At 65.2% G+C, this 10,813-nt stretch carries 10 protein-coding genes, 1 tRNA gene and 2 pseudogenes; 8 read left to right on the top strand and 5 right to left on the bottom strand.

The window, feature by feature from the left end; translation table 11 throughout:
- Positions 1–731: pseudogene (locus tag VGH54_RS11410) on the top strand (DNA primase); the annotation flags it as partial.
- On the opposite strand, the gene VGH54_RS11405 reads toward VGH54_RS11410, so the two are convergent.
- Positions 728–979, bottom strand: a complete 252-nt coding sequence (locus VGH54_RS11405) for a hypothetical protein (RefSeq protein WP_331512096.1) — start codon at positions 977–979, stop codon at positions 728–730. The pseudogene VGH54_RS11410 and the gene VGH54_RS11405 sit on opposite strands and share 4 nt — an antisense overlap.
- 156 nt (positions 980–1,135) lie before the next feature.
- Here VGH54_RS11405 and VGH54_RS11400 point away from each other — a divergent pair.
- A tRNA-Asn gene (locus VGH54_RS11400) sits at positions 1,136–1,211 on the top strand.
- 6 nt (positions 1,212–1,217) lie between these two features.
- Here VGH54_RS11400 and VGH54_RS11395 read toward each other — a convergent pair.
- Positions 1,218–1,607 carry a DUF732 domain-containing protein gene (locus VGH54_RS11395; protein ID WP_331512094.1) on the bottom strand — a complete coding sequence of 130 codons (390 nt, stop codon included), beginning with the start codon at positions 1,605–1,607 and terminating at the stop codon, positions 1,218–1,220.
- 112 nt (positions 1,608–1,719) lie between these two features.
- On the opposite strand from VGH54_RS11395, the gene mtnA reads away from it, so the two are divergent.
- From mtnA to VGH54_RS11375, 4 genes are all read left to right on the top strand, one after another.
- Complete coding sequence (mtnA, locus tag VGH54_RS11390; RefSeq protein ID WP_331512095.1) at positions 1,720–3,300, top strand: S-methyl-5-thioribose-1-phosphate isomerase; 1,581 nt, start codon at positions 1,720–1,722, stop codon at positions 3,298–3,300.
- Positions 3,297–3,872 carry a cupin gene (locus tag VGH54_RS11385; RefSeq protein WP_331512093.1) on the top strand — a complete coding sequence of 192 codons (576 nt, stop codon included), beginning with the start codon at positions 3,297–3,299 and terminating at the stop codon, positions 3,870–3,872. The genes mtnA and VGH54_RS11385 overlap by 4 nt, the downstream gene beginning before the upstream one ends.
- Positions 3,869–4,558 carry an acireductone synthase gene (mtnC, locus tag VGH54_RS11380; RefSeq protein ID WP_331512092.1) on the top strand — a complete coding sequence of 230 codons (690 nt, stop codon included), beginning with the start codon at positions 3,869–3,871 and terminating at the stop codon, positions 4,556–4,558. The genes VGH54_RS11385 and mtnC overlap by 4 nt, the downstream gene beginning before the upstream one ends.
- 108 nt (positions 4,559–4,666) lie before the next feature.
- Positions 4,667–6,040: an MBL fold metallo-hydrolase gene (locus VGH54_RS11375; protein ID WP_331512090.1), complete on the top strand. Its 1,374-nt coding sequence runs from the start codon at positions 4,667–4,669 to the stop codon at positions 6,038–6,040.
- On the opposite strand, the gene cysE is transcribed toward VGH54_RS11375, so the two are convergent.
- From cysE to VGH54_RS11360, 3 genes are read right to left on the bottom strand one after another with little or no spacing between them, the layout of a single operon-like run.
- Positions 6,037–6,717 (bottom strand): serine O-acetyltransferase, encoded by a 681-nt coding sequence (cysE, locus tag VGH54_RS11370; protein ID WP_331512089.1) that lies wholly within the window; start codon positions 6,715–6,717, stop codon positions 6,037–6,039. The genes VGH54_RS11375 and cysE overlap by 4 nt on opposite strands.
- Positions 6,718–6,719: 2 nt before the next feature.
- Positions 6,720–7,652, bottom strand: coding sequence for a cysteine synthase A (gene cysK / locus VGH54_RS11365; protein ID WP_331512088.1), 933 nt, complete (start codon positions 7,650–7,652; stop codon positions 6,720–6,722).
- 25 nt (positions 7,653–7,677) lie between these two features.
- Positions 7,678–8,943: a TQXA domain-containing protein gene (locus VGH54_RS11360; RefSeq protein ID WP_331512087.1), complete on the bottom strand. Its 1,266-nt coding sequence runs from the start codon at positions 8,941–8,943 to the stop codon at positions 7,678–7,680.
- Positions 8,944–9,319: 376 nt separating this feature from the next.
- Here VGH54_RS11360 and VGH54_RS11355 point away from each other — a divergent pair, with 376 nt between their 5' ends.
- Both VGH54_RS11355 and VGH54_RS11350 read left to right on the top strand, forming a co-directional pair.
- Positions 9,320–10,243, top strand: a complete 924-nt coding sequence (locus VGH54_RS11355; RefSeq protein WP_331512086.1) for a family 2A encapsulin nanocompartment shell protein — start codon at positions 9,320–9,322, stop codon at positions 10,241–10,243.
- Positions 10,230–10,813 (top strand): annotated as a pseudogene (locus VGH54_RS11350) (cysteine desulfurase); the annotation flags it as partial. The gene VGH54_RS11355 and the pseudogene VGH54_RS11350, both read left to right, overlap by 14 nt.

Genomic DNA, 10,813 nt, shown 5'->3' with positions numbered 1-10,813 from the left:
CCGAAGGCCGGGTGTCCGCGCTGCGGCGTTGCGTGCCGATTGTCGCCCAGATCAAGGACCCGACGCTGCGCGACGAATACGCGCGACAGCTGGCCGGCTGGGTTGGCTGGTCCGACGTCGCGCAGGTGATCAGCCGGGTCCGGCAAGAGGCGAAAAACCCGACCGCGCAAGGGCGCAACAAAACACGTCGTCCTGCCGCGCAGCCCGATGCGGGCGCGAAGCCGGCGGTGCCCCGTCCTGACCCCAGCGACCCGACGCTGCGACCACAGCGTGAGGCGCTCAAGTCCGCGTTGCAGTACCCCGCGCTGGCCGGGCCGGTGTTTGACACGCTGACCGTGGAAAGTTTCACGCACCCCGGCTACGCAGCCGTGCGCGCGGCGATCACGGCGGCGGGCGGCATCGCCGCCGGTATCACCGGGGCACGCTGGAGTGAGGTGGTGCGCGAAGGTGCCGCAACGCCGGCGGTCGAGGCGTTGATCAACGAGCTTGGGGTGGAATCGATCCTGGTCGATGACGAAGACAAGCTGCCGCGTTCCATCGCCGGCGTGCTGGCCCGCCTACAAGAGGTCTGGATCGGCCGGCAGATCGCCGAGGTCAAGTCCAAACTGCAGCGGATGTCGCCGGTGGAACAGGGCGACGATTATCACGCGCTGTTCGGCGATCTGGTCGCGATGGAGGCCTATCGGCGCAGTCTCAAAGAGCAGGCCACCGGCGACGACCTCACCGTCTAACGGCTCCCATTGACGGGCCGTTGCGCCTCGACCACGGTGGTCGCGTCGTCGATCTCGGTGAGCGTCACCATCCGTGCGTCCGGCGACACCCGGTTCGCGATCCTGCGCCGGCTCCCGTCGATCACCGACTTGGCGGCGGGGCTACTGGTCAGCGCCCGGTAGGTGCCGACGATCTGCTCGTAACGACGGCGACCGGCCTTTGTGCCCAACACATAGCCCAGTCCCAGCACGACGACGTAACGGATCAAAACGGTCCCTTTCGAGGTTGGCGCTTCTGCGTCCATCCTGCCCCATGCCCGCGGTTTGGTGCCCCCCGGCGGGCGATCGGTCTGGTTGGGCGTGCGTACGCCAGTACGCTAGAGTCATCCAGCGATCCGCGCCGAAGTGCCGCGGACACCAGGTAGTCCCCTGTAGCTCAATTGGCAGAGCATTCGGCTGTTAACCGAAGGGTTGGTGGTTCGAGTCCACCCGGGGGAGCCAGTACCGCTAGCGACCCATTCCGCCAAAGCCGCCGAGCGGCCCCGGTTGCTTGGTCGGCGTGCTGGACTTGTTCAGGTAGTCCGGACAGTATGCGCTCGATGCCAGGGCCGCGAACTTCATCGCGCCGCCGGAGTTCAAACCCGGATTGAGCATGCTCAACTTGTCGACGACGTCCTTTTCCGACGTGCCCGAGTTCATCAAATCACAAGCCATTCGGCCAGCCGCGATCGCGCTCGAGCCATTGCTGTACGTCATGCCGGCTTTGTTGAGTGAGTCGAGAAACGTCGCGTCAGCTGCCGGGTTGTCCGGCACGCTCGGTGGCGGCGGGTCGGCCAGCGCCGGCACGGCCAGACCGACCATGGTGGCCACGGCGGCAAGTGCAAAAGACAATCGCATTGGCTCATTGTCGGCCAGATCGGCCTGGTTGTCCTGTTAAGAATTCTGGCCGCGGGCTCGGAGTCGGGGTTGGATGGGGTGCGTGACGACACTGGAGTCGCGATCCGAGGCTGTGGCGGAAAGCTCGATCACCTGGGCCGACGGCGCACTGCTGGCCATCGACCAGCGCCTGCTGCCGCGCGAGTTGCGCTGGCTGCGCATCGCAGGCGTCGACGAGCTCATCGAGGCGATCAAGACGCTGGCCATCCGGGGTGCGCCGGCGCTCGGGGTGGCCGGCGCGTTCGGTGTGGCGCTGGCGGCATACACGCACGTCGGCGACGCCGACACGACGACGTCGGAAGCCGCCCGGATCGCATCGGCCCGGCCCACCGCGGTGAATCTGGCCTGGGGTGTGCGGCGAGCGCTGGCCACGTTGCCCGCGGGCCCGGATGCCGTGCTCGCGGAGGCCCAGCTGATGCTGGCCGAGGATGCGCGGGTGAACCGGACGCTTGCCACCCATGCGGCCGACTTGGTGTTGCGGCTGTGTCCCGACCGTCCGCTGCGCGTGCTCACCCACTGCAACACCGGCCGGCTGGCCACCACCGCAGTCGGTACTGCGCTCGGGGCGTTGCGGGTGCTGCATGCTCGCGGCAAGGTCGCCGAGGTGTTGGTCGACGAGACGCGACCGCTGCTGCAGGGAGCCCGGCTGACCGCGTGGGAGTTGGCCGAGGCGGGCATTGCGCACCGGCTGACGATCGACTCCGCCGCGGCGTGGGCGATGGCCACCGGGCAGGTCGACTGCGTGCTGGTCGGCGCGGACCGCATCGCTGCCGACGGCTCGGTCGCGAACAAGATCGGCACCTATCCGCTGGCGGTGGCGGCGCACCGGCACGGCATCCCGTTCATCGTTGTCGCGCCCGAATCGACTCGTGACCTCGCGACGGCGACGGGAGCCGAGATCGTCGTCGAAGAGCGGGCCGCAGCGGAAATCACTCATGTCGGTGGCGTTGCCACCGCCCCGGACCGTACCGCCGTCTTCAATCCCGCGTTCGATGTCACACCCCCGGAGCTGATCACCGCTGTGGTAACCGAAAACGGTCCGATCGGCGAGGCGAATACCGTTGTGGGACACCAGATTGCCGACATCGCGCGCAGCTTGTACGCGCGTGGCTGGATGCCAGGTACGGCAGGCAATATTTCGGTGCGCACCGGGCAGACGGCGGTGATCACCGGCAGCGGGCTGTCCAAGGGCGAGCTCACCGGCGACGATATGGTGACGGTGGCCGTCGCCGACTCACAACCGGTGTCGGGTAGCCGCCGTCCCTCGGCGGAGACCGCGATTCACACCGCGATCTACCGGGCCACCGAGGCCGATGCCGTCGTTCACGTTCATGCGCCGCACGCGACCGCCCAAACGGCGGGTGCTTCAGCGACTTTGACCTTCACCGGCTACGAGCTGATCAAAGGACTGGGTACTTCCGGCACCATCAGCATCCCGGTGTTCACCAATCACGTCGATGTCGCAGGCATCGGCGAGGACATCGAGCAACATCTGAAACAAAATCCGGAGGCCCCGCCGGTACTGTTCATCGCCGGCCACGGGATCACCGCGTGGGGCGCCGACCTTGCGCAGGCTCGCGACCGCGTCGAATGTTTGGAAGCGATGTGTGAGTTGGCGACGCTGACCGGGCGCCGCGAGATAGGGATCGAATGACATTGCTGCAGGTGATGGCCGACACCGACGCCGACGAGGTGCGGTTGCGCACCGACGACGCCCGCCTCATCGGCGACGAGCTTGCCACGCGGGGAATCGTTTTCGATCGCCGACCGATTGCTGCTGACGTCGACACGAGCGGGCCGGCCGAGCGGATCTTGGCCGACCATGCTGACCAGGTCGCGGCGATCAACGCCGACCACCGCTATCGGCACATCGATGTGGCCGCGCTGCGACCCGACCACAACGACCCCGACTGGCACGCGACGGCGGCCGCCGCTCGCTCGAAATTTCTGGCCGAGCACCGGCACGCCGAAGACGAAGTGCGCTTCTTCGTTGCCGGACGCGCCTGCTTCTACCTTCATCTCGAGCCGCAAGTCTTTGCAGTGGTGTGTGAAAGCGGCGATCTGCTGACGGTGCCAGCTGGCACCCGGCATTGGTTCGATATGGGTTCGGACCCCGAGTTCGCCGCGATCCGGTTCTTCGAGCAGGCGGACGGCTGGATCGGCGACTTCACCGGCGATCCGATCGGAGAACGCTTTCCGACACTCGATCAGCTCGTCGCGACGTGATCGCAGCGATCGTCATCGACATCGAGGGCACCACCAGCCCGACCAGTTCGGTGCGTGAGGGCCTCTACAACTACACCCGTCACCATCTGGGGCAATGGCTGGCAGACAATGTCGACGGTCCCGCCGACTCGGTGATCGCTCAAACCCGTGAATTATCGGCACAACCTGACGCCGGTCCGGTCGAAGTAGCGGAAATCCTCTGTGATTGGCTCGATTCCGATGTGAAAGCCGCGCCGTTGAAGGCCGCGCAGGGCCTGGTTTGCGCCGCGGGTTTTTGCAGCGGTGCTTTGCACGGCGAATTCTTCGACGACGTACCCCCGGCGCTGGCGGCTTGGCGCGAAGCGGGTGTCGAGTTGCATATCTACTCCTCGGGTTCGGTCCGCAACCAACAGGATTGGTTCGCCTATGCTCGTGGCGGCGATCTGGCGTCGCTGATCAGCGGTTGGTTCGATCTGGCCAACGCCGGAGCCAAGCGTGAAAGCTTCTCGTACGAAACGATTGCCAAGACGATCGGCCTGGCACCTGAGGAGATCCTCTTCCTGTCCGACCATCCCGACGAACTCGACGCCGCGGCCGCGGCCGGCTGGTCGGTACTCGGCGTCGAGCGTCCTGGTGAGCCGAACACAGCGCGTCCACCGCATCGGTGGATCACCTCATTCACCGAGGTCGACCTGCCCGGAACCTAATCGGCGACTGCTACCAGGCACATCTTGAACTCAGACTGATTTCAAATTGCCGGTCGGTGCCGTCAGCGGGAACATGGTGTTTTGGGGGCACTTGGGGAGCGGAGCAGCATGATTTTTACGCAGCACTACCTCGGCTGTTTGTCGCAGGCGTCGTATCTGATCGGGGACGAGACGACCGGGCGGTCAGTCGTGGTCGATCCCCGTCGCGACGTCGACGAATATCTGAACGAGGCTGCTGAGCACGGCTTACGCATCGAACGCGTCGTCGAGACCCATATTCACGCGGACTTTTTGAGCGGTCATCTGGAGCTTGCGGCTGCTACCGGCGCGGTGATCTCCTACGGCAAAGATGCCGATGTCGAGTTTCCGGTCGAGCCGCTGCTCGACGGCCAGCGCATCTCGCTGGGGGACGTCACCCTGGAAATTCTCGCGACTCCGGGCCATACACCCGAGTCGATCTGCATCGTGGTGTACGAGCGTGCCGACGATGAAGTGCCCTATGGGGTGCTGACCGGCGACACCTTGTTCGTCGGAGACGTGGGACGTCCAGACCTGCTGGCGGACAACGGCCTTTCGGCCGAGACGTTGGCACGCTCGATGTATCAGTCGCTGCATGACAAGCTTCTGAAGCTGCCCGATGCCACTCGTGTCTTCCCCGCGCACGGCGCCGGATCATCGTGTGGCAAAAACCTGTCGAGTGAAACCAGCTCGACGATCGGTGAGCAGCGGCGAACCAATTACGCGCTCCAAATCGTCGGAGTCGAGCGGTTTGTCGCGACGCTCACCGAGGATCAGCCGCCGCGGCCGCGTTATTTCGAGTTCAACTCTGTGCGCAATCGTGAGCAGCATCCGCTGCGGGACGAAAACCCGCCACCGCTGTTGGACATCGATGATGTCTGCAGGCACGCCGCGGTGGGGGCCATTCTGCTCGATGGCCGAGAGGAGGCCGAGTACGCCCGCGGACACCTGCGCGGTGCGGTCAACATCGGATTGCAAGGGCGCTTCGCGGAATCCGTCGGCATTGTCGTGTCGCCGGACAGCGACATCATCCTGGTCGGTGATGCAGCGCACGCGCAGGAAGCCAAGACCCGCCTCGCCAGGGTCGGCTTCGATCGCGTCATAGGCCAATTACAAGACTTACCAGGTGTTTTCACGCGATGGCATGATCTGGTCGAGACCGCTTCGCGTTTCACGCCTGAGCAACTTGCGGAACTGATGTACACGGAGCCCGATCTTCAGCTGGTCGACGTGCGCAACCCGGGAGAGACGGCCGAGGGCGTTATCCACGGCGCGCGTGAGATTCCGCTACCGTCCCTGACCGATTCGATCGACAGTCTGGATTACCGCGCGCCGGTGGTCACGTACTGCGCCAGTGGCTACCGCTCGCTGGTGGCGGCAAGCCTGTTGCGCGCTGCAGGGTTCCATGCCGTCGCAGACCTGATGGGCGGCTACGGCGCCTGGCAGGAATCCGGCGCAGCCTAGATGGAGAAGTCCTCGCCGTGCCACACGCCGGCTTCGGGTGGCCGGATGACGCGACCGGTCTGCGGCGTGTCGGACTGGGACTCGAGTCTGGTGACCCTGGTCAGTAGGGACTGCAGGCTGATCCCGACAAGGTCGGGTATCGCGGCGTCGCTGCCGCTTGAGCCATGATGGCTGATGGCCTGCCCGGGAACTCCGATGACCACGGCGCTGCTCGGAACTTCTTTGACAACAACGGCATTGGCGCCGATCCGGCTGTCGTCGCCGACTTTGATCGCACCGAGCACTTTGGCGCCGGCGCCGATGATCACCCGGTCGCCGATGGTCGGATGACGTTTGCCAGTGTCTGCACCGGTTCCCCCGAGCGTGACGCCGTGGAAGATCGTGACATCGTCGCCCACCTCGGCGGTTTCGCCGATCACCACACCAGTCGCGTGGTCGATGAACACGCGACTTCCGATGATCGCGCCGGGATGGATGTCGACCCCGGTCAGGATTCGGGTGATCTCGCTGAGCGTGCGAGCGGCCACTTTCGCACCGCGTCCCCACAGCCAGTGGCTGACCCGGTGGCCCCAGATAGCGTGCACACCGGGGTAGGCGAACACGACCTGCAGCGTGCTGGGGACGGCGGGATCGCGGTCTTTTGCCGCTTGGATGTCGCTCCGGAACGCGGCGAGCATGGTTAGTCCGCCAAATCGGAGAACAGCACGGTGCTCAAATACCGTTCACCGGACGAGGGCAGGATGACGACCACGAGCTTGCCTTTGTTCTCAGGTCGGTGAGCGACCTGCAGCGCAGCGACTACCGCTGCGCCCGAAGAGATCCCGACCAGTAGGCCCTCTTCGAGGGCAAGGCGGCGAGCCAGGTTGAGCGCATCGTCATTGCCGACGGTGATGACCTCGTCGACCAGATCTTGATCGAGTACCGGGGGAATGAAACCCGCGCCGATGCCCTGGATCGGGTGCGGCCCTTTCTGTCCGCCGGACAGCACCGGTGATGCGGCCGGTTCGACGGCGATGAACTTGGCTTCCGGCTTGCGCTCTTTGATGACTTGGGCGACACCGGTAATGGTGCCGCCGGTGCCGACGCCCGAGATGAAGAAGTCGATCTTGCCGTCCGTCTGCTTCCACACTTCTTCCGCGGTGGTGGCCCGATGGATAGCCGGGTTGGCCGGGTTCTCGAACTGCTGGGGCACGAAATACCGCTGGTCACTCTTGGCCAGTTCCTCGGCCTTGGCGATCGCGCCCGGCATGCCGTCTTTCCCCGGGGTCAAAACGAGCTCGGCGCCGTACGCGCGCAACAACACTCGGCGCTCGATGCTCATGGTGTCCGGCATGGTCAGAACGAGTTTGTAGCCGCGCGCCGCCGCGACCATCGCCAGCGCAATGCCGGTGTTCCCACTTGTGGGCTCGAGGATGATGGTGTCCGGCTTGAGCAGCCCCGCTTCTTCGGCGGCATCGAGCATCGCGACCCCGATGCGGTCTTTGACGCTGCCCCCGGGGTTGAAGTACTCCAACTTGGCGACCACGTCGGCCACGGCGCCCTCGGTTACCCGGCGCAGGCGGACCAGCGGTGTATTTCCGACTAGTTGTGTAACGTCTTCGGCAATGCTCATTTAGATTCGCTCCCACGGTCGCGGATCAAAGGTCGTCGGCCTCCCAGCTTATGTCGAACTCTATGGCTGTCTCGGTGGGGATGGCTAGCGCAACGGGGGTAAACCGTTGTGCCCCGCGGTCCAATGCCACTCCGGTCAGAACGCGTCCGTGCAGATCGACCGAAGTTTTCGCCGTGACAGTCGCGGCCGATGAACTCGGTGCTCGGCGAATGTAGAAATCGGTTCGCGGCTGAACGGAATCCACGGCATGGCCGTCCGCGTCAACGAGCTGGTGTCCAGCTGACGCGGCGAGCGTCAGCGGGGTAGTTACCTGGAAGGGTCCGACCAGGTCGGCGTCGGCGACAGCGTGGACGTCGATGAGTGCAACGCCGGGCTTGTGGGCTGAGCGAGCGGCCGCGGCCGCCCCGCTGAGCAGGTAGTTGTACAGGTGCACGACCTTGTCGGCGTTGCGGTAATGCCGTGCACCGGTCAACCAGAAATTGACGTGCTCGATCTTCGGTGTGCCGGTCTCGGACGTGAAGATCAGCCGGTAGTAGCGATAACCGCGTCCGCCACGGCCGTGGCTGCTGGTCGACAGCGTGCTGCCCTCGCCCAGCGTGCGCTGATAACGGCCCGCGGTGGTGCCGGTAGTGAGCAATGATCCCGAAACATCATGCCAGACAACGCCATTGGATGATTTTTGGAGTCGCAGCACGGCGGTGACGTCAGACCCGGAACATACCGAATAGCCGCCCAGCTGAGGTTCGCCGTCGAATTCGAACGTGGTGACCGACCCGCGGGTGCGCCGCACGGCGATCGGCACATTGAGTGGCCGGGTGTCCAGGGCCAGCCCGTTGGTCAGGTACCAGATCGCGGCCTGGGTCGCAGCGATCGCCTCGTGTTCGCTGATGTTGGCCGGCCCGATCGGATAACCGGCGTCGCGGAGGCGACGGCTCAGCTCGGCGGTGGTCAGCAGGGGATAGGAGTGTCGCAGGATCCAGTCGACCTCGGCCTCTTTGCCCGACGCGCGTAGGTGAGACAGCTCCGACCAGGTGCCGAGCTGGTAGCGCGATGGGTGGCGGGGCGAGATGCCGGTGAAGTCCAGCGAGTAGGCCGGCACGTTGGGATTGAGCCGAATCAGGTCGGTGCGCGCCCAGCTGCCGTCGATGAAGATGACTTTTTCCACCGTGTGCGAATAAGTGCCCCCGCGGTAGCGCGTCAGGCGCGACAGTTCAGTGGCCGGACGGATCGCGACGCGGCTGGTGCTCGCTACCTGTCCCGCGGTGCGGTGGCTGGGATATAGAACAGTCATTGTTGCTTGAGCTTCCTGAAAGACTTTGGAGCGGTGCGCAATCCGATCTCTCCGGCCAAGCGGAGTTGATCGCCTTGAGGCGGGAAGCGCGCAGATTTCTACAGCGTCAGAAGGGCGTCAGGAAATCAACGACAACAACAGCAACAACAGATGGCGGCGTGGCAGCGCGAGGGGACGAAGCGCGGCTGTGCGGCGTGTTGCATATCGCCACTATAGGGCATGATTTGACGCGGGCCCTTCGACCGTTGAACCCGCAGCCCCGCCGAGATAAAAATCATGCTGAGTTTTACACTTGCGCTGGTTCAGTGCGGAGCCAACCCGGTCGGCGGCCTGCGCGGCCGGACAGCGATCAGCACTCGACGACGGAAGGACCACGATGACGTCGGCTCAGAACGAGTCACAGGCACTTGGCGATCTTGCTGCCAGGCAGCTAGCCAACGCGACAAAGACTGTTCCCCAGCTTTCCACCATCACCCCGCGCTGGCTGCTCCATCTGCTGAGCTGGGTCCCGGTGGAGGCCGGCATCTACCGGGTCAACCGGGTGGTCAATCCCGAGCAGGTCGCGGTCAAGTCTGAAGACGGTGCCGGCAACGAGGGACCGCTACCCGAGACCTACGTCGACTACGAGACCAGCCCGCGCGAGTACACGCTGCGGACGATTGCCACGCTGCTCGACATTCACACCCGGGTTTCTGACCTGTACTCCAGCCCGCACGACCAGGTCACTCAGCAGCTGCGGCTAACGATCGAGACGATCAAGGAACGCCAGGAGTTCGAGCTGGTCAACAGTCCCGAGTACGGATTGCTGGCGCAGGCGACTCCCGAGCAGACCATCCAGACGTTGGGTGGTCCGCCCACGCCCGATGATCTCGACGCGTTGATCACCAAGGTCTGGAAGACGCCCAGCTTCTTCCTGACGCACCCACAGGGTGTCGCCGCATTCGGTCGCGAGGCCACCCGTCGCGGCGTGCCTCCGGTGGTCGTCAGCCTGTTCGGCGCGCAGTTCATCACGTGGCGAGGCATTCCGATCATCCCGTCGGACAAGGTTCCGGTGGAGAAGAGCAAGACCAAGTTCATCCTGGTGCGCACCGGTGAGGAGCGCCAAGGTGTGGTGGGGTTGTTCCAGCCCGGCCTGGTCGGCGAGCAGGCGCCGGGGTTGTCGGTGCGGTTCACCGGCATCAACGAGTCGGCGATCGCCCGCTATCTGGTGACGCTGTACACCTCGTTAGCCGTGCTCACCGACGACGCCCTCGCCGTGCTCGATGGCGTTGCCGTGGACCGATTCCATGAGTACAAGTGAGCACCGCGCGGTAGACGCCGAAAGCGACTTGCCTCTCAGCGCAGCGGAACTCTCGGCGCTGGCCAGCCAGCTCTACGCGGCCAGCATCCGGCCCGGTTTCGACAGTCCGCCGCAGTCGGCGCCGGTTGCGCCGCGGGGCAACGCGCCCGACACAACGGCGGCCGCCTCGACAGGTCACACGGCGGCTGGCTCCGCGGATCAGTACCCGGTGCCGGTTCCGTTGCTCGGCGTCTCCGACGTCTACCTTCCTGCCCCGACGTCCCCGGAACCGGAGCCACCACCGCAGGCGGTTCCGGTGGCCCCGCGGGGCAACGTGCCGGATACGACGACAGGACCATCAACTGCGGCGACGTCAGGCGGCATCGCGGATTCGTTCGTGCCGGCTGACCTCAGCGCATATGCGGTGCCCACCGAAGGCATCGTCCCGACGTTGCCGGGAGTGCTGGCCTCAGGTGTGCCGACGGTTCCGGTTGCTCCCCGCGGTTCAGCGCCGTCGTGGCCTACAGGTGCACCATCGGTTCCCGAGCTTGGTTGGCTCGACGGTGTGCCCGCTGGGCCGAACGCACCGGC

This window comes from Mycobacterium sp. (assembly GCF_036488105.1).
GTDB lineage: Bacteria > Actinomycetota > Actinomycetes > Mycobacteriales > Mycobacteriaceae > Mycobacterium.
Note: the sequence above shows the minus strand (reverse complement) of the source record. Positions and strands in the feature narration are given on the sequence as shown.